At 55.3% G+C, this 18575-nt stretch carries 14 protein-coding genes and 1 pseudogene; 8 read left to right on the top strand and 7 right to left on the bottom strand.

The window, feature by feature from the left end; translation table 11 throughout:
* Positions 1 to 167: 167 nt before the first annotated feature.
* Entirely contained in the window at positions 168 to 2126 is a 1959-nt protein-coding gene (acs, locus tag AC3ITF_RS20615) for an acetate--CoA ligase (protein ID WP_115259691.1), read from the bottom strand.
* Positions 2127 to 2562: 436 nt separating this feature from the next.
* On the opposite strand from acs, the gene nrfA reads away from it, so the two are divergent.
* From nrfA to gltP, 7 genes and pseudogenes are all read left to right on the top strand, one after another.
* Complete coding sequence (gene nrfA / locus AC3ITF_RS20610) at positions 2563 to 3999, top strand: ammonia-forming nitrite reductase cytochrome c552 subunit (protein WP_096758690.1); 1437 nt, start codon at positions 2563 to 2565, stop codon at positions 3997 to 3999.
* A gap of 44 nt (positions 4000 to 4043) precedes the next feature.
* On the top strand, positions 4044 to 4610 hold the full coding sequence (gene nrfB / locus AC3ITF_RS20605; RefSeq protein ID WP_146718042.1) for a cytochrome c nitrite reductase pentaheme subunit: 567 nt from the start codon (positions 4044 to 4046) through the stop codon (positions 4608 to 4610).
* Positions 4607 to 5278, top strand: coding sequence for a cytochrome c nitrite reductase Fe-S protein (gene nrfC / locus AC3ITF_RS20600; RefSeq protein WP_135912720.1), 672 nt, complete (start codon positions 4607 to 4609; stop codon positions 5276 to 5278). Before nrfB ends, nrfC begins: the two co-directional genes overlap by 4 nt.
* Positions 5275 to 6231 (top strand): cytochrome c nitrite reductase subunit NrfD, encoded by a 957-nt coding sequence (nrfD, locus tag AC3ITF_RS20595; RefSeq protein ID WP_096758687.1) that lies wholly within the window; start codon positions 5275 to 5277, stop codon positions 6229 to 6231. The genes nrfC and nrfD overlap by 4 nt, the downstream gene beginning before the upstream one ends.
* A gap of 13 nt (positions 6232 to 6244) precedes the next feature.
* Positions 6245 to 8474, top strand: a pseudogene (nrfF, locus tag AC3ITF_RS20590) (heme lyase NrfEFG subunit NrfF).
* Entirely contained in the window at positions 8471 to 9088 is a 618-nt protein-coding gene (gene nrfG / locus AC3ITF_RS20585) for a heme lyase NrfEFG subunit NrfG (protein ID WP_096758684.1), read from the top strand. The pseudogene nrfF and the gene nrfG overlap by 4 nt, the downstream one beginning before the upstream one ends.
* Positions 9089 to 9432: 344 nt before the next feature.
* Positions 9433 to 10743, top strand: a complete 1311-nt coding sequence (gene gltP / locus AC3ITF_RS20580; RefSeq protein WP_096758683.1) for a glutamate/aspartate:proton symporter GltP — start codon at positions 9433 to 9435, stop codon at positions 10741 to 10743.
* Between the two features lie 81 nt (positions 10744 to 10824).
* Here the strand turns inward: gltP and yjcO are convergent, their stop codons facing one another.
* On the bottom strand, positions 10825 to 11508 hold the full coding sequence (gene yjcO / locus AC3ITF_RS20575; RefSeq protein ID WP_135912719.1) for a Sel1 family TPR-like repeat protein YjcO: 684 nt from the start codon (positions 11506 to 11508) through the stop codon (positions 10825 to 10827).
* A 182-nt stretch (positions 11509 to 11690) separates the two neighbouring features.
* Entirely contained in the window at positions 11691 to 13838 is a 2148-nt protein-coding gene (gene fdhF / locus AC3ITF_RS20570; RefSeq protein WP_115259684.1) for a formate dehydrogenase subunit alpha, read from the bottom strand.
* A 288-nt stretch (positions 13839 to 14126) separates the two neighbouring features.
* Between fdhF and AC3ITF_RS20565 the strand changes: the two genes are divergently transcribed.
* Positions 14127 to 14858, top strand: a complete 732-nt coding sequence (locus AC3ITF_RS20565; RefSeq protein ID WP_174361441.1) for a response regulator — start codon at positions 14127 to 14129, stop codon at positions 14856 to 14858.
* Positions 14859 to 14945: 87 nt separating this feature from the next.
* Here AC3ITF_RS20565 and AC3ITF_RS20560 read toward each other — a convergent pair whose 3' ends face one another.
* The 4 genes from AC3ITF_RS20560 to AC3ITF_RS20545 all read right to left on the bottom strand — a co-directional run bounded on the left by AC3ITF_RS20560 (position 14946) and on the right by AC3ITF_RS20545 (position 18567).
* Positions 14946 to 15950 carry a carbohydrate kinase family protein gene (locus AC3ITF_RS20560; protein ID WP_489176461.1) on the bottom strand — a complete coding sequence of 335 codons (1005 nt, stop codon included), beginning with the start codon at positions 15948 to 15950 and terminating at the stop codon, positions 14946 to 14948.
* Positions 15947 to 16807, bottom strand: coding sequence for a ketose 1,6-bisphosphate aldolase (locus AC3ITF_RS20555; protein ID WP_489175985.1), 861 nt, complete (start codon positions 16805 to 16807; stop codon positions 15947 to 15949). Before AC3ITF_RS20555 ends, AC3ITF_RS20560 begins: the two co-directional genes overlap by 4 nt.
* 14 nt (positions 16808 to 16821) lie before the next feature.
* Entirely contained in the window at positions 16822 to 17505 is a 684-nt protein-coding gene (locus tag AC3ITF_RS20550; RefSeq protein WP_489175984.1) for a D-lyxose/D-mannose isomerase, read from the bottom strand.
* A gap of 120 nt (positions 17506 to 17625) precedes the next feature.
* On the bottom strand, positions 17626 to 18567 hold the full coding sequence (locus AC3ITF_RS20545) for an ABC transporter substrate-binding protein (protein ID WP_096758671.1): 942 nt from the start codon (positions 18565 to 18567) through the stop codon (positions 17626 to 17628).
* Positions 18568 to 18575 lie beyond the last annotated feature (8 nt).

Raw genomic sequence — 18575 nt, 5'->3', positions numbered from 1 at the left:
AACACGAAATCCTTTGGGGGAGGTTTTATAATTTCCCTCCCGATGAAGAGAGGGTAGGGGGATTTTTTATTTTGCCGGATGGCGGCTAACGCCTTATCCGGCCTACAAGGGATGCTGAACCTGTAGGCCCGATAAGCAGCGCGCCATCGGGCATTTCACGGTTAGGGTTATGATGGCATCGCGATAGCCTGCTTCTCTTCGAGCAGTTTCTCTACCACGCCAGGATCGGCGAGGGTCGAGGTATCGCCCAGATTGCTGGTATCGCCCGCCGCAATTTTGCGCAGAATACGGCGCATAATTTTGCCGGAGCGGGTTTTTGGCAGTGAGTCGGTCCAGTGCAGCACGTCTGGCGTTGCCAGCGGGCCAATTTCTTTACGCACCCAGTTGCGCACTTCAGCGTACAGCTCAGGTGTTGGCTCTTCGCCGTGGTTCAGCGTGACGTAGGCGTAGATGGCCTGGCCTTTAATATTATGCGGAATACCCACTACCGCGGCTTCGGCAATCTTCGGATGCGACACCAGCGCCGACTCGATTTCAGCCGTCCCCAGACGGTGGCCGGAAACGTTCAGCACGTCGTCCACGCGTCCTGTTATCCAGTAGTAGCCGTCTTCGTCACGACGCGCGCCGTCGCCGCTGAAGTACATATTCTTGAAGGTGGAGAAGTAGGTCTGCTCAAAACGATCGTGATCGCCAAACAGGGTTCTCGCCTGACCTGGCCAGGAATCGGTGATCACCAGGTTGCCTTCGGTCGCGCCTTCCAGCGGGTTGCCTTCGTTATCGACAATCGCCGGCTGCACGCCGAAGAACGGACGTGTTGCCGAACCGGCTTTCAGTTCGGTAGCGCCCGGCAGCGGGGTGATCATGAAACCGCCGGTTTCGGTCTGCCACCAGGTATCGACGACCGGGCATTTTTCGTTGCCAATCTTCTTCCAGTACCATTCCCAGGCTTCCGGGTTAATCGGCTCGCCGACAGAGCCCAGAATACGCAGTGACGAACGATCGGTGCCTTCAATCGCTTTATCGCCTTCTGCCATCAGGGCACGGATCGCGGTGGGTGCGGTATAGAGAATATTGACCTGATGCTTATCCACGACCTGCGACATACGCGCAGGCGTTGGCCAGTTGGGTACGCCTTCGAACATCAGCGTGGTAGCGCCGCAGGCCAGCGGGCCGTACAGCAAATAGCTGTGCCCGGTTACCCAGCCGACGTCAGCGGTACACCAGTAGATATCGCCCTGATGATAATCAAACACGTATTTGAAGGTGGTCGCCGCGTAAACCAGATACCCGCCGGTGGTGTGCAGCACGCCTTTTGGCTTACCGGTTGAACCGGAGGTATACAGAATAAACAGCGGATCTTCCGCGTTCATCTCTTCCGGTTGATGCTCAGGACTCGCTTTCTCAATAAGGTCGGACCACCACAGGTCGCGGCCTTCCTGCCAGTCTGTTTTTCCGCCGGTACGTTTGAGGACCACCACGTGCTCAACGGTCTTCACGTTCGGGTTTTTCAGCGCATCATCCACGTTCTTTTTCAGCGGGATGCCGCGTCCAGCACGCACACCTTCATCGGCGGTGATCACCAGGCGCGAGTTTGAGTCGATGATACGTCCGGCAACGGCTTCCGGCGAGAACCCGCCAAAGATCACCGAATGCACCGCACCAATACGGGCGCAGGCCAGCATCGCCACCGCAGCTTCCGGGACCATTGGCATATAGATCGCCACCACATCGCCTTTTTTAATGCCTAAATCCAGCAATGTATTGGCAAAACGGCAAACGTCGCGATGCAGTTCGCGATAGGTAATATGTTTACTTTGAGTTGCGTCATCGCCTTCCCAGATGATGGCGGTGCGATCGCCGTTTTCCTGTAGATGACGGTCAAGGCAGTTCGCTGCCAGATTCAGCGTGCCGTCTTCGTACCATTTAATGGACACATTGCCGGGCGCAAAAGAGGTGTTCTTTACCAGGCTATAAGGTTGCATCCAATCGAGAATTTTTCCCTGCTCGCCCCAAAATGTGTCGGGGTCGGTAATAGATTGTTGGTATTTCGCGTCGTACTGCTCCGGGTTTATCAGGCAACGATCCGCAATATTTGCGGGAATAGCGTGTTTATGTATTTGGCTCATGGCTTTTGTTCTCCTTGTAGGATGTTAATAATATGTCTCATAAACGTTAAATGTAGGGGCGTTTGGAGTTTTGTTTGGGATTTGAGCGGCAGATCACGCAATAAGCGAATTGTGCAAATTAGCGGCAAACTGATTTTTGAAGAGAACTAGCAAAAATTGATTAAATCTCGAGATAACATGCAGTTATATGAAGAAGTTTGAAAAAGGTGATCGGTGTTGGGAATAGACCAAAGAGTGAGAGGCTGGAGGGGTTTACTAACTCTAAAGTGGTATTTTACATGCACTTACAATTGATTAAAAACAACATTCTAAGTGTGGTTTTTTGATAAAAAGAGGGTGGAGCAATGTCATGACAGTATACGTGTGGTTGCTGTTATGGAAAACAATAAAAGAATCGCCATTGCAGACAATGGCGTCATCTGGATGAGACCCCCCTATGGCAAGGACAAAATCACCCGTACTCCGTTTCTTCAGCCTGATATTACCGTTTTTATTTATCTCTGCCGTTCACGCTGAACAAACCCCAGTACCCGCAAAAACCGTCACCGTTGAAGCGAAGAATGAAACCTTCGCCCCTCAGCATCCCGATCAATACCTCTCATGGAAAGCCACGTCGGAGCAGTCCGCACGTGAAGATGCGCTGGCAGAGGATCCACGACTGGTGATTCTGTGGGCGGGATATCCTTTCTCGCGTGATTACAACAAACCGCGTGGGCATGCCTACGCGGTGACCGATGTCCGTGAAACATTACGTACCGGCGCGCCAAAAACTGCAGAAGATGGTCCGCTGCCGATGGCCTGCTGGAGCTGTAAAAGCCCTGACGTGGCGCGCCTGATCCAGAAAGACGGCGAAGACGGTTATTTCCACGGTAAATGGGCGCGCGGCGGCCCGGAAATTGTTAACAATTTAGGCTGTGCGGATTGCCATAACACCGCCTCGGCAGATTTCGCCAAAGGGAAGCCCGAGCTGACGTTGTCCCGCCCTTATGCAGAACGCGCGATGGAAAGCATCGGTAAACCGTTTGATAAAGCCGGTCGCTTTGACCAGCAGTCCATGGTCTGCGGCCAGTGTCACGTGGAGTACTACTTCGACGGTAAAAACAAAGCCGTTAAGTTCCCGTGGGACGAGGGGATGAAAGTTGAGAACATGGAGAAATACTACGACGCCATTGCGTTCTCCGACTGGACCAACTCCTTGTCTAAAACGCCGATGCTGAAAGCGCAGCACCCGGAATATGAAACCTGGACTGCGGGCATTCACGGCAAGAACAATGTGACCTGCATCGACTGTCATATGCCGAAAGTGCAAAACGCTGAAGGCAAGATCTACACCGACCATAAAATTGGTAACCCGTTCGATAACTTCCCTCAGACCTGCGCCAACTGTCACACCCAGGACAAAGCGTCCCTGCAAAAAGTGGTTGCCGAGCGTAAACAAGCGATTCATGACCTGAAAATCAAGGTTGAAGATCAGCTGGTACATGCCCACTTCGAAGCGAAAGCTGCATGGGATGCGGGCGCAACGGAAGCTGAAATGAAGCCGATTCTGGAAGATATTCGCCATGCGCAATGGCGCTGGGATCTGTCTATCGCCTCGCACGGGATTCACATGCACGCGCCGGAAGAAGGTCTGCGTATGTTGGGTAGCGCGATGGATAAAGCGGCCGATGCCCGTACCAAACTGGTCCGTCTGCTGGCGACCAAAGGCATCACCCATGAAATTCCGCTGCCGGATATCTCGACGAAAGAGAAAGCCCAGAAGGCGATCGGTTTGAACATGCAGCAAATCAATGCTGAGAAGCAGGACTTCATCAAAACGGTGATTCCGCAGTGGGAAGACCAGGCGCGTAAAAACGGTCTGTTAAGCCAATAACCCCTTTCCGCCTCGCAAGGGGCGGATAACTCAACGGAGTGAATATGAGCGTATTACGTTCGTTATTAACTGCTGGGGTGCTGGCGTCAGGCCTGTTCTGGAGCCTGTGCGGGAATGCCGCGACCCCCACGCCACAGGACTCAGATCAACGCTTTACGGTCACCCAACAGCGTAATCCGGATGCCGCCTGTCTGGATTGTCACAAGCCAGACACCGAAGGCATGCATGGTAAACATGCCGAAGTCATCAACCCAAATAATAAACTGCCGGTTACCTGCACCAACTGTCACGGCCAGCCGTCACCCAATCACCGCGAAGGGGTGAAGGATGTGATGCGCTTTAATGAGCCGATGTACAACGTGGAGCAGCAGAACAGCGTCTGTATGTCCTGTCACCTGCCTGAGCAGTTGCAAAAAGCGTTCTGGCCGCACGATGTCCACGTGACGAAAGTAGCGTGTGCCAGCTGTCACTCACTGCATCCGAAGCAAGACACGATGCAGACGCTAAGCGATAAAGGACGGATCAAGATTTGCGTCGATTGCCACAGCGATCAGCGTAATAATCCAAACTTTAATCCGGCGTCGATTCCCTTGCTTAAGGAGCATCCATGAGTTGCTCTCGTCGCCAGTTTATCACCGGCGTCGGCGCGCTGGTGGCTGTTAGCGGGACGGCGGGACGCGTCGTGGCGAAGACGTTAAACATTAACGGCGTGCGTTACGGCATGATACATGATGAATCATTATGCATCGGCTGTACCGCCTGCATGGATGCCTGTCGGGAAGTGAACAACGTGCCGGAAGGCGTATCGCGTCTGACGATTATTCGCAGCGAGCCGCTGGGGACGTTTCCTGATGTGAAGTACCGCTTCTTCCGCCATTCGTGCCAGCACTGCGATCACGCCCCCTGTGTTGACGTCTGCCCGACGGGGGCATCGTATCGCGATGCTGCCACCGGCATTGTGGATGTGAACCCGGATCTGTGCGTCGGTTGCCAGTATTGCATCGCCGCCTGCCCGTATCGCGTGCGCTTTATTCATCCGGTCAACAAGACGGCAGATAAGTGCGACTTCTGCCGTAAAACCAACCTGAAAGCGGGCAAGCAGCCTGCTTGCGTTGAGTCATGTCCGACGAAAGCGCTGACGTTTGGTAATCTGGACGATCCCAACAGCGAGATCTCTCGTCTGTTGCACCAGAAAAATACCTACCGTTACAAGCTGGCGTTAGGCACCAAACCGAAGGTCTACCGCGTTCCCTTTAAATACGGGGAGGTGAGCCAATGACACCCGCTTCTGCATTCCATTTTGAATCACTGGTGTGGGACTGGCCCATCGCCATCTATCTGTTCCTGATCGGTATTTCCGCCGGACTGGTGACGCTGTCGGTATTGCTTCGACGGCTGCATCCGGAAGCGGGCGGTTCAGACAGTACGTTACTGCGTACCACGCTGGTACTCGGGCCGGGAGCGATTATTCTCGGCCTGCTGATCCTGGTCTTGCACCTGACGCGTCCATGGACCTTCTGGAAACTGATGTTCCACTACAGCTTCACCTCGGTGATGTCGATGGGGGTCATGCTATTCCAGTTGTATATGGTGGTGCTGGTGCTGTGGCTGGCAAAAATCTTTGATAAAGAGGTTATTGCCCTGCAACAGCGCTTCGTGCCTCGTCTGACGATCGTGCCAAAACTGCTGGCGCTGATCGCGCCGTTCCATCGTCTGCTGGAAACAGTGATGCTGGTGCTGGCGGTGCTGCTCGGGGCCTACACCGGGTTCCTGCTGTCGGCGCTGAAATCCTATCCGTTCCTGAATAACCCGATCTTGCCAGTGCTGTTCCTGTTTTCCGGGATCTCGTCCGGTGCGGCGGTGGCGCTGATCGCCATGGCATTGCGCCATCGCGGTAACCCGCACACCACCGAGGCGCATTTTGTACACCGCATGGAAACCCCGGTAGTGTGGCTGGAAATCTTCCTGCTGGCGGCGTTCTTTATCGGGCTGGCGCTGGGCGATGACGGCAAAATGCGCGCGCTGGTTGCGGCGTTGGGCGGTGGTTTCTGGACCTGGTGGTTCTGGCTGGGCGTGGCCGGGTTGGGGCTGATCCTGCCGATGCTGCTGAAACCGTGGGCGAATCGCAGCCCGACGTTTCACGGTGTGCTGGCAGTGTGTGGTGCCAGCCTGACCGGCGTGCTGCTGCTGCGCTTTTTCATTCTGTATGCAGGGCAACTGACGGTTGCGTAGGGCAAGGTGATTTCTGGACGTACTCCTTCCTGAAGCCGGTTTTCTGGCATTGTTGTTAAGTCTCGGGGTCAACGTGTTGACCCCGCTTGCCGTGCTGACGGGCGTACGTCAGCGCTGGCAGGGCGTTATGCGTCTGGCCTGCGTGGGCGTGTGGACGCAGTTTGCGCTGCTGTTGCTGGCCTTTGCCATTCTGGTGTTCTGTTTCCTGACCAGTGATTTCTCCGTTGTTTACGTAGCTCAGCACAGCTATAGCCTGCTGCCGTGGGGATTAAAGCTGGCGGCGGTGTGGGGTGGTCATGAAGGATCGCTGCTACTGTGGGTGCTGTTTCTTTCTGCCTGGAGCGCACTGTTCGCCTGGCGCTCCAGGCGTGAGCCGGACGCGCTATTTCCGTTAACCCTCTGTGTCTTGTCAATGATGACCGCGTCATTGCTGCTGTTCGTGGTGGTGTGGTCCGATCCGTTCGTACGCATCTTCCCGCCGGCAATTGAAGGGCGCGACCTGAACCCGATGCTGCAACACCTGGGGCTGATTCTGCATCCACCGCTGCTGTATCTGGGCTACGGTGGGCTGATGGTGGCGGCCGGCGTGGCGCTGGCTTCGCTGCTGCGCGGCGGCTTTAACGCGCGGACTGCCTGGGTGTGCTGGCGCTGGGCGCTGCCCGGCTGGTGCGCCCTGACGCTTGGGATCATCCTTGGTTCCTGGTGGGCTTATTGTGAACTGGGCTGGGGCGGCTGGTGGTTCTGGGACCCGGTAGAAAACGCTTCCTTATTACCCTGGCTTTCCGCCAGTGCGTTACTGCATAGCCTGTATGTCTCACGGCAGCGTGGAGGTTTCCCGCACTGGTCGCTGCTGCTGGCGATTGTCACGCTGATTTTATCGCTGTTGGGCACGCTGATTGTGCGTTCCGGCATACTGGTTTCTGTTCATGCCTTTGCGCTGGACAACGTCCGCGCTGCGCCGCTGTTTGCGCTGTTTACCGTGTTAAGCCTGGCATCGCTCGGTCTGTATGCCTGGCGGGCGCGGGACGTCGGTCACACGGTACGTTTTGGCGGCTGGTCGCGTGAGATGATGATTCTGGTCGCGCTGCTGCTGTTTTGCGCGGTGCTGCTTATCGTGTTGATTGGCACGCTGTATCCGATGATTTACGGCCTGTTTGGTTGGGGACGACTCTCCGTTGGCGCGCCTTACTTCAACCGTGCAACGCTGCCGTTTGGCCTGCTGATGCTGGTGGTCATCGTGATAGCGACGATCAGAAGCCGGAAGGTGCCGCTGCGAAGCCAGCTTCCGGCGCTGCTGGCGCATGCTGGCGTGCTGGTTTTTGCTGCAGGGATCGTGTTCTCCAGCGGGAGCCGCCAGGAAGTGAGCCTGAATCTGAGTCCTGGGCAGCAGGTTGAACTGGCAGGCTATGTTTTCCGCTTTGAGCACCTCTCTCTGGAAGCAAAAGGAAACTACACCAGTGAAAAGGCGCTGATTACGCTCTGGCAGGATGAGAAACGCATCGGCAGCCTGCAGCCCGAAAGACGCTTCTATTCCGCGCGTCGCCAGCAAATGATGGAGCCGGGTATCCGTTGGAACCTGCTGCACGACTGGTACGCGGTGATCGGCGAAAAAACCGGACCGGAGCGCTATGCCATGCGCTTGTACGTGCAAAGTGGTGTGCGTTGGGTTTGGGGCGGAGGGCTGCTGATGGTATTCGGCGCGCTGCTCAGCGGCTGGCGGGGGAGAAAGCGCGATGCGTAAATTAATCACAGCGTTGCCGGATGGCGGCGTAAACGCCTTATCCGGCCTACAGGGTACGCAAACCGTAGGCCGGATAAGCGCAGCGCCATCCGGCAGAAAGTTTTTACTCTTAACGATCGTCTTGTTTTTCATCACTTTCGCTACGCATGCCCAGGTTGTCGACACCTGGCGTTTTGACAACCCGCAACAGCAGGAAAAAGCGCTGTCTATTGCCAGCCAGTTGCGCTGCCCACAGTGCCAGAATCAAAACTTACTGGAATCCAATGCGCCGGTGGCGGTCAGTATGCGTCATCAGGTGTATAGCATGGTGGCAGAGGGCAAAAGTGAACATGAGATCACCACGTGGATGACCGATCGTTACGGTGATTTCGTCCGCTATAACCCGCCGCTCAATAAGCAGACGCTGTTGTTGTGGGCACTGCCGTGCCTGTTATTGCTGCTGGTGGGCGTGATTATCTGGCGGGTGAGAACGCATCAGCGCGTAGAAGAGGATGAACGATGAGTCAGCCTGAATGTTGTGCACCGTTGCGTCCGATGCCGGTAAAACGCCTGGCCGCTATAGCTGTGCTGATGGTGATTGCCTGCACGGGAGGGTATTTGTTGTCGCCAAAATGGCAGGCGGTCCAGCAGGAGCAGGCGCGACTGGCTGACCCGTTACATGCGTTTTCTGATGAAAATATGCAGGAAAAACAGCTGCTTTCGCTGCAGTCAAAAATACGTGCCAACCCGCAAGACAGCACGCAATGGGCGCAACTGGGTGAGTATTATCTTTGGCAAAACGCGTATCATAATGCGCTACTGGCCTATGAGCAGGCGCTGCGTTTGCGCGGTGAAAACGCCGAGATCTATTCGGCACTGGCGACGGTGCTGTACTATCAGTCCGGGCAGCATATGACGCCGCAAACCCGTGAGATGATTGAGAAATCGCTGGCGCTGGACCCGACAGAAGTTACCGCGCTGATGCTGCTGGCTGCTGATGCGTTTATGCAGGCCGACTATGCACAGGCTATTTTGCAGTGGCAAAAAGTTCTCGATTTAAACTCGCCGAGGGTGGATCGTGCTCAGTTGATTGACTCAATCAATATGGCGAAATTGCTGCAGAATCGACAAAAATAATTTTTGTTTTTTTGTGATTTGCGTCGTTTTTGCTGTGCAAAAAAACAGCAGTTGAACAAATTAGCGAAAAAAACGCACAGTCATAATTCTTCATTTTTTATCAAATGAATATTCTTTTATAACAAAAAGTTATTCATGATGACCCGCATAAACTCGCGTTTTTATGCATAAAATCAGCTAAAGGCCCTGTTCTTAAAGGGTTGCGCTGAATGCCATGCAAATGATAATGATAATAAGCGTTAAAAAATTCCATAAACGAACGCAACACAATTCATACCCTTTCAGTATGTACTATTCCCATAGGTTATATGTGAAATAGCGCTCCATCGAGGAAGTCCGTTGTTATGAAAAATTTGAAAGTCAGCCTGGCCTGGCAGATTTTGATCGCCATGGTGCTGGGCATTTTGCTGGGGAGTTACCTGCATTATCACAGTGACAGCCGCGAATGGCTGGTAGTTAACCTGCTGTCTCCGGCAGGGGATATCTTTATCCACCTGATCAAAATGATTGTTGTGCCGATAGTTATCTCCACGTTGATCGTCGGTATTGCCGGGGTCGGTGATGCCAAACAGCTGGGTCGTATTGGCGCCAAAACCATTATCTATTTCGAAGTGATCACCACCGTGGCAATTATCCTCGGCATCACGCTGGCGAATGTGTTCCAGCCTGGTACCGGTGTCGATATGTCGCAGCTGGCGACCGTGGATATTTCGAAATATCAAAGTACAACCGCAGAAGTGCAGAGCCACGCGCATGGCCTGATGGGTACGATTTTGTCACTGGTGCCGACCAACATCGTTGCGTCGATGGCGAAAGGCGACATGCTGCCGATTATCTTCTTCTCGGTGCTGTTTGGTCTGGGCCTGTCTTCACTGCCGGCCACTCACCGCGAACCGCTGGTGACCGTGTTCCGTTCCATCTCTGAAACGATGTTTAAAGTGACGCACATGGTGATGCGTTATGCGCCGGTCGGTGTCTTTGCGCTGATCGCCGTCACCGTGGCGAACTTCGGTTTTGCCTCCCTGTGGCCGCTGGCGAAGCTGGTGCTGCTGGTGCATTTCGCCATCCTGTTCTTCGCGCTGGTGGTGCTCGGTATCGTGGCGCGCGTGTGCGGTTTGAGCATCTGGATCCTGATTCGTATCCTGAAAGACGAACTGATTCTGGCCTACTCTACCGCCAGCTCTGAGAGCGTGCTACCGCGTATTATTGAGAAGATGGAAGCCTATGGCGCACCGGCCTCCATCACCAGTTTTGTGGTGCCGACCGGGTATTCGTTCAACCTTGACGGTTCGACGCTGTACCAGAGTATCGCCGCGATTTTTATCGCCCAGCTGTACGGCATTGACCTGTCGTTGTGGCAGGAAATCGTACTGGTGCTGACGCTGATGGTGACCTCGAAAGGGATCGCGGGTGTGCCGGGTGTGTCGTTTGTGGTGCTGTTGGCTACGCTGGGTAGCGTGGGTATTCCGCTGGAAGGTCTGGCATTTATCGCCGGTGTTGACCGTATCCTCGACATGGCGCGTACTGCGCTGAACGTGGTGGGTAACGCGTTGGCGGTACTGGTTATCGCCAAGTGGGAACACAAATTTGACCGTAAAAAAGCGCTGGCCTATGAGCGCGAAGTATTGGGCAAATTTGATAAGACCGCCGTGTAGGCCGGATAAGGCAACGCCGCCATCCGGCAACCCGCTCTGGATTGCCGGATGGCGCTATGCTTATCAGGCAATCCACCTTCACTACCCGTTCGTTAACTTATCAAACTCTTCGCAGCCGGTATCAAACCCTTCCGTACAGCTCAGATTCAACCAGTGCAGCGCCTTCTGTTTATTCTTTTCAATAAAACCCTGCTCACCGTTTAAGAACATCATCCCGGCCCAGTACTCGGAATACCCGGTACGCGAAATGGCCGAGCTGCGTTTGAAATACCAGGTGGCTTTGTCATCGTCTGCGGGAATGCCCACGCCGTTGGCGTAAATCAGGCCGAGCAGCATCTGCGCATCAACGGCTGAGTCGCTCTCCAGATTCTCCGAGGCGTTTTGTAACAGCGTAATGGCTTTGGGGTAATCGGTACGCCCCGCCTGGGTATTGACCAGGATACGTGCCAGTGTAATTTCGCCGCTCTTACTGCCCGCCTGGGCCGCTTTTTCAGCCAGCGTTTTGGCTTGCGGATAATCCAGACTGACTGGATTGGTAATTTTAATTTGTGCCAACAGAGCCCAGGCGTCCGAATCGCCATTGTCGGCAGCCTTTTGCGCCCAGTATTCGGCTTTACTCAAATCGCCTGAACTAAACCAGGTATCGGCGAGAAAATATTGTGCGCGTCGGTCTCCAGCCTCTGCGGCCTTCAGGAACTGGCTACCTGGTTCTTCGGCATGGGCAAAACATGTCAATAACACCATCAAGGCGAAAAGTCGTTTCATCTTATTTTTAGATTTAGAGTAGGGAACGAACAGTATAGAGAGATTATTTGCATAAAAAAACGGCCTCCGAATGGAGACCGTTGTAAGGAAAATGCCTGATGGCGATGCCAACGCATCTTATCAGGCCTACAGTGGAAACAGGTCGTAGGCCGGATAAGGCATTCATGCCGCCATCCGACAGATCAGCCCATCGCGCTTTCGCGCAGACTGGCTTTCAGCTTGGTGTACTCATCAATCACATACTGCTCGGCAGCACGCTGATCGGCAATGCGCTCAACGTTGACGGCACAGTACTTGTACTCTGGCGTTTTGGTAATCGGACTCAGGTTCTCGGTGACCAGTTCATTACAGGCCCCAATCCACCACTGGTAGGTCATGTAAATCGCGCCTTTGTTCGGACGATCGCTGACTGCTGCACGCGTGATGACACGACCTTTACGCGAGTTAACCCACACCAGCTCTTCATCCTGAATGCCCAGACGTTCAGCATCGGCGGTGTTGATCTGGGCGTAGCCCGGTTCATCCGCTAATGCCGCCAGCGCCGCACAGTTGCCGGTCATTGAACGGCAAGAGTAGTGGCCGACTTCGCGCACCGTCGACAGGACCATCGGGTACTCGTCGGTCAGCTTGTCGATTGGCGCAACCCAGTCGCAGGTAAAGAACTGTGCCAGACCGTTCGGGGTGTCAAACTTCTCTTTGAAGAGGTAAGACGTGCCCTGATCGGCATCCGAGGTGTCGCGACAAGGCCACTGGATATAGCCCAGTTCGCCCATCTTCTCGTAGGTGGCGCCGTAGAAATCCGGGCACAGGCCGCGCAACTCATCCCAGATTTCCTGGGTGTTGTTGTAGTGCATCGGGTAGCCCATACGGGTAGCAATTTCACTGATAATCTGCCAGTCCGTTTTCAGATCCCACTTCGGCTCAACTGCTTTAAAGAAGCGCTGGAAGCCACGGTCAGCCGCAGAGTAGACGCCTTCATGCTCACCCCATGACGTAGACGGTAAAATAACGTCTGCGGCAGCGGCGGTTTTGGTCATGAAGATATCCTGCACGATGACCAGTTCCAGATCCGCAAAACCTTTGCGCACTGCGGACAGTTCAGCATCGGTCTGTAATGGATCTTCACCCATAATGTACGCCGCGCGCACTTCGCCATGCGCCGCACGGTGCGGCAGCTCGCTGATGCGGTAGCCGGTATGGGCAGGCAGGCTTTCTACGCCCCAGGCTTTAGCAAATTTCTCGCGGTTTTCCGGGAATTTAACGTACTGATAGCCCGGATAGGTATCCGGCAGCGCACCCATGTCGCACGCGCCCTGAACGTTGTTCTGGCCACGAACCGGGTTAACGCCCACGCTTGGCTTACCGAGGTTGCCGGTCAGCATGGCGAGGCTGGTCAGTGAACGCACGGTTTCCACGCCCTGATAGAACTGGGTCACGCCCATGCCCCACAGGATAGCCGCGCTTTTTGCCGATGCATACATACGCGCAGCCTGACGAATTTCCTGTGCGCTCACGCCAGTAATGTCTTCGACGGACTCCGGCGTATAGCCTTCGACAATCTTGCTGTACTCTTCGAAGCCTTCCGTACGTGAGGCCACAAACGCCTGGTCGTACAGTTTTTCTTCGATGATGACATGACCCATAGCGTTGAGCAGCGCGATATTCGAGCCGTTTCTTAACGCGATGTGCATGTCGGCAATGCGCGCGGTTTCAATTTTGCGCGGATCGCAGACGATAATTTTCGCCCCGTTACGTTTAGCGTTAATCACGTGATTCGCCACGATAGGGTGGGAATCCGCCGGGTTGTACCCGAAAATAAACACTAAATCGGTGTTATCAATTTCGTTAATCGCATTACTCATTGCGCCGTTACCGACCGATTGGTGCAGACCTGCAACCGAAGGGCCGTGTCAGACGCGAGCGCAGCAGTCAACGTTATTGGTACCAATAACGGCGCGTGCGAATTTTTGCATTACATAGTTGGTTTCATTACCCGTTCCGCGAGATGAACCGGTCGTCTGAATAGCATCCGGGCCATACTTCGCTTTGATGGCGCTCAGGCGAGTTGCCACGTAATCCAGCGCTTCATCCCAGGAAACAGATTCCAGTTTGCCGCCACGTTGGCGACGGATCATTGGGGTTTTCAGGCGAGGGGTTAGGATCTGGGTATCGTTGATAAAATCCCAGCCATAATAGCCCTTCAGACACAGGGTACCCTGGTTGGTTTTCCCCTGCGCCGCCTCAGCCCGGACGATTTTGCCGTTATCGACCACCAGGTTGATTTTGCAACCTGATGCGCAATATGGGCAAACCGTGACGACTTTTTTCATCGGTCTCGCTCCAGTTAATCAAATCGCGCATACGCGCTTGTCGTTTTTGTTATGCATCTTTTATGCCATGTTTTTAGCAGGGGCATTGGCCGATAATACGGGCATCATTTGCGCAAAACCCTGACGAAAAACAGGCTGTCGTCATATTTGACGTGACGAATCCTACAAGTGTGACGGCCCGGCAGTGTGACCGGGGCTATGTTTCCCGCACGTCCTTGTGCCTTATCGCTGTCACTCTGTGCAGAATCATTCACACTCATTTGAGTTGGCGCGAGATGGGGAAAAACAATGAAGCCGGCGATACTGGTTGTGGATGATGACGTAACAATCTGCGCACTCCTGGAGGATGTGCTGAGCGAACACGTCTTTGCCGTGACGGCCTGTCATACCGGACAGGCGGCGTTGCGCTGCATTGAGACTCAGCCGGATATTGCGCTGGTTTTACTGGATATGGTGTTGCCCGACACCAACGGCCTGATGGTGCTGCAACAGGTGCAAAAGATGAGGCCGGGCCTGCCGGTAGTGATGCTCACAGGAATGGGCAGTGAGTCGGATGTGGTGGTCGGGCTGGAAATGGGCGCTGATGATTACATTGGTAAACCGTTCAATGCGCGGGTGCTGGTGGCGCGGGTGAAGGCGGTGCTCAGACGCGTAGGCGTGCTCACGCCTGAAGGCTCGGGTGCGCAAACCACCGGGCTTTCCTTTAATGGCTGGCATCTGGATACCGCGGGCTGCCAGTTGCGTAATCCCCAGCAGTTGAAAGTCGACCTGACGCAGGGCGAATACAGCCTGCTGCTGGCGTTGGCACAAAATGCCCGGCGGGTGCTGAGCCGCGAGCAGCTGCTGGAACTGACGCGCAGCGACAGCGTCGAGGTGTTTGATCGCACCATCGACGTGTTAATCATGCGACTGCGGCGCAAAATAGAAGCCAACCCGCATCAGCCTATGCTGATTAAAACCCTGCGCGGGTTAGGGTACGTGTTTGCCGCTGACGTCCAGCATCACGAAAAAGCGGCGTGATCGTGTGCAGTTGCCGGATGCGGCGTAAACGCCTTATCCAGCCTACAAAAGCGATAATGGCTACGTAGGCCTGATAAGCGCAGCGCATCAGGCATCAGCCATCCCAGCTTTTAACTCTGCCAGCGTTTTCGCGCCATCGATGGCATTGGCGCACAGCAAGCTGGCCCGCGCGCAGGCGTGCGCCAGCCGGATACTCTCTTCCAGCGACCAGTGCTCATGGCAGCCGTACAAAAATCCGGCGCAAAATGCATCCCCCGCACCGACGCTGCCGACGATCTCCTTCTGCGCCAGATACTGCGAAGGGATCCATGTGCCGTCTCGATCCGGCGTTTCGCCCCAGGCGCCTTCCGGGCAGTGGATCACCACCCGCTGGCGCACGCCCGCGTCCAGCAGCTCACGTGCAGCGCTGGCGATGTGCGGGATATGCAGCTCACCGTTAGGCTGGCGGATCGCCAGCCCGCTGAATTCCCCGGCCTCCAGCTCGTTAATCACCAGATAATCGAGATGACGGAGCGCTGGCATTACCAGCGGCTGATAGCGCGGATCGCCCTTGCGCGACACCAGGTCCAGCGATGTTTCAAACCCGTTATCGCGCATTTGCACCAGTAGCCGAGCGCTGCGCGTGCCAAAGGTATCATCCGGCTTGTCCAGGCTGTCGAGCAGCAGCAGATAGCCGAGATGGAAAATTTTCATCGTGCTATCAAGCTGCTCAAAGGCGGGCAGATCCAGCAGCCGGTTTGCGCCGGGAGAATGAAAAAAAGTGCGCTGGCCGCTCGGGTCGGTCATCACCTGCGACATCGAGGTGGGGGCGGATGTGGTGCGCTGCACGTGCTGGCGATTCACGTGATACTGCTCGAGCATCGCCATAATGTAGTCGCCATCGCTGTCCTGACCGATCAATCCCACCGCCTGCAGCGGTAGCCCGGTGTGCATTTTCGCCAGCGTCAGCAGCACGTTCAGAGGCGCACCGCCGGTAGCGCGTTCGCTGTGGGTGATCTCCGCCAGCCAGCCGCACTCCGGCCACTGCACAATTTGATGCACATGATCGACCAGCATGTTGCCTGCGGCGATAATGCCTCTGCGTTCCATCAGGCCTGCCCCGCGCTGCCAAAGATGCGCATCTGTTCGGAAACGGTATCGGTAATGGCCTCTTCGATACCCAACAGCAGCTCAGCAAATTCGTCGTACAGCGGCTGGCGGTTGTTCATCCGCGACTCCACCGCCGCCAGCGCCGCCTGTGACATACCGGTATAGAAGTTGATTTTGTGGATGCCAAGCTCGATGGCGCGACGGAAATCGTCGTCGCTAATGCCGGAGCCGCCGTGCAGTACCAGCGGGATTGCCGCCTGCTGTCGAATGGCGTCCAGCCGCGGGAAGTCGAGTTCGGGGTCGCCTTTGTACTTGCCGTGGGCATTGCCAATGGCGACGGCTAAGGCATCAATGCCGGTTCTGTCGACGAAATCCCGTGCCAGCATCGGGTCGGTAAACAGCGACTCGTCGGCATGGCCGTACAGCGCTCCGCCTTCATCGCCGCCGACGGCCCCCAGCTCCGCTTCCACCGACACGCCGACGGCGTGGCACATCTTCACCACCTCGCGGGTCTGGCGAATATTCTCCTCGTACTCCAGCGTAGAACCATCGAACATCACCGAGCTGAAGCCTAAGCGCAGCGCCCGCACCACCGACTCAAAATGCAGGCCGTGATCGAGGTTAAGCACCACCGGAATGTCATGGCGTGCGGCTTCGAACTTTACCGCTTCAACCAGAGAATCCAGCGAGATATAGTTAAAATGCACTTCGGCAATGTTGATAATAAATGGCGATCGTTCCTGCTTCGCGGCGGCAAACAGCGCACGCAGGAAGTGCGAATCCAGAACGTTAAACGCGCCTAAGGCATAGCGGTGCTCGCGGGCATGGGCGAGGCCATCGGCGAGGGAAATCAACGGCATAATGCGCTCCTTGGTTAGCGGAACAGGCGATATTCGTTACACAACACCAGCAGCGCCGGTTCGTTTTCTTCAATGTCGTTATAGCGGGCGATGGGTTGTAGGAAATGGTTATCGTGATCGTCGTCGTTAACCGAAGAAACTTCGCCAACCAGCACGTCGCCAAACCCTTCTTCGGCCCAGAAGCTATGATACAGACCGGGCGTCAGGCAGATGCTTTCCCCTGGCGTCAGGCGCAGCTGGCTGCCCGCTGCGTGCGTTTGCCGGCAGCCGTCAATCACTACGCTGACGTCGCTGTCTTCCGTTTGTTCTCTGACTCCGGCGTTCCACAGTTCCACAATCAAATTACCGCCGCCGCGATTGATAATGTCTTCGCGTTTGCGCCAGTGAAAATGCATGGGTGTCACCTGGCCATCGCGGACGTGCATGATTTTTTCGGCGTAGCATTTCTCATAGGGCATGCCTTTTGGTGAACCATTACGCAGGGTAAACAGCGTTAAGCCCAGGGCGGCAAAGTTATCACCGCCGAATGCGGTGACGTCCCAGCCGAGTTTGAGGTCAAAGACTTCACTCCAGGCTCCGGCGTCGAGTTTGCGCCATTGGGTGGGTGGGAAGCTGGCGAAGGGTGGGAGATGCACGTCGTGCAAGGAAAAAAACTGGCGCGTGTGACCCAGAATCTCATTTATTGCGGAGCGTTTCATGGACAGAATTCTCCTTAATATAATGCCGGATGGCGCTGCGCTTATCCGGCCTACAAATTCATAGCGATCTTGTAGGCCGGATAAGGCATTTTTGCCGCCATCCGGCGTTGTTGTGGCGACTTATTTCACCGTCCAACCCTTATAGCTGCCGACGTTGTTCTTATCGATCATCGTCACCGGGATCAGCACGGGCTCTTTCGGCGCGGGTTTACCCTGCAATATGTCATAGCCGATTTCGACCGCTTTGGCTGCCATCACCTGCGGATCTTGTGCCGGGGTCGCCACAAATAATGAGTTTTCCCGCTTCAGCGCCTCTTCGCCGTCCGGCGATCCGTCGACGCCGACAATAAAGAATTCACTACGCTGCGCCTGTTTTGCAGCCAGATCGGCCCCGATCGCTGTCGGATCGTTAATGGCGAACACGCCGTCGATCTTCGGATTGGCCGCCAGCAGAGCTGTCATGATCTCCAGCCCGCCTTCACGGCTGCCCTTCGCGTTCTGATTATGCGACAGCACCTTGATGTCCGGGTGGCGTTTGAACTCGGTCTGGCAGCCTTCTACGCGGTTCTGCACGGCGGAAACCGGCGGCCCGTTGATGATAACGACGTTGCCTTTCCCTTTCAGGCGGTCGGTGATGTATTTACAGGCCATTTCGCCGGCCTGGGTGTTGTCGGAGGTGATGGTGGCGTCAGCGCCTTCCGCTGCCACGTCAACGGCGACGACCACAATCCCCGCGTCTTTCGCCCGTTTTACCGCCGGGCCGATGCCTTTGGAATCTGCCGCGTTAAGAATGATCATGTCGACTTTAGCGGCAATAAAGTTGTCTATCTGCGACACCTGTTGACCGAGATCGTAGCCGCTGGACACCAGCGTCACTTTGACATTATCCCCCGCCAGCTTGCGCGCTTCCAGCTCTGCACCTTTGGTTATCTGCACGAAGAACGGGTTAGCAAGATCGCCGACCGTTACGCCGATGGATTTCAGTTCTTTTGCCTGCACATACGGCGTCGCGGCAAGCAGTGCGCCAGCACAGAGCGCGGTAACTAATGGCTTCAAACGCATACTCGTTT

The sequence above is a fragment of the Citrobacter sp. KH_055_1 genome (assembly GCF_057838705.1).
The sequence above is the reverse complement of the archived record's forward strand: the minus strand, read 5'-3'. Positions and strand labels throughout refer to the sequence as shown.